The organism is Bacteroides caecigallinarum (assembly GCF_016902295.1).
Taxonomy (GTDB): domain Bacteria; phylum Bacteroidota; class Bacteroidia; order Bacteroidales; family Bacteroidaceae; genus Phocaeicola; species Phocaeicola caecigallinarum_A.
In genome coordinates this window covers 1-462 of sequence record NZ_JACJLQ010000158.1, presented here as the reverse complement: position 1 = coordinate 462, position 462 = coordinate 1, and the positions used below count along the sequence as shown (strand labels likewise).

At 38.3% G+C, this 462-nt stretch carries 1 pseudogene; it reads right to left on the bottom strand.

The window, feature by feature from the left end:
• Nucleotides 1–193: 193 nt before the first annotated feature.
• A pseudogene (locus H6A27_RS15710) lies at nt 194–382 on the bottom strand (IS66 family transposase); the annotation flags it as partial.
• Nucleotides 383–462: the final 80 nt, after the last annotated feature.

The window sequence follows — 462 nt, the reverse complement described above, 5'->3', positions numbered from 1 at the left end:
CTCTTTCGCATATCAGTCGGATAAGGGTAAAGGAAAAAACGATCTGAGTCACTGAGGCAAAACATGGCTTACTGGCATAAAAGGATTAATGACTTTAGCACCTCAAGTGTAAGTTTCCAATTTTAGGGTAGCCCCTTTTAGACGGGCGCCAACAGGCACCCGTCTAAAAAAGAGTCCACAAATTTAACGATTATTATTTGCATATTGTCATTGGAAGAAGGTTTTCGTAATCCGTTCTTCCCTTTTTTAATTCTCTGAGCAGCTTGCAGAAGTAATCCCTGAAGGAGACTCCTGCCTGTTTGCAGGTTTCTATAAAGGTATTATAGATTGCGGAGTTCTGTATTCCTTTCACGCTTCCGAAGAACAGGCTGTTCTTTCGTTGTTATGTTGGCATAATATTTATGTTAGTATAGATACTTAATTCTCTGTAGGTCATATTCTTATAAATTTTATTGCCAACAT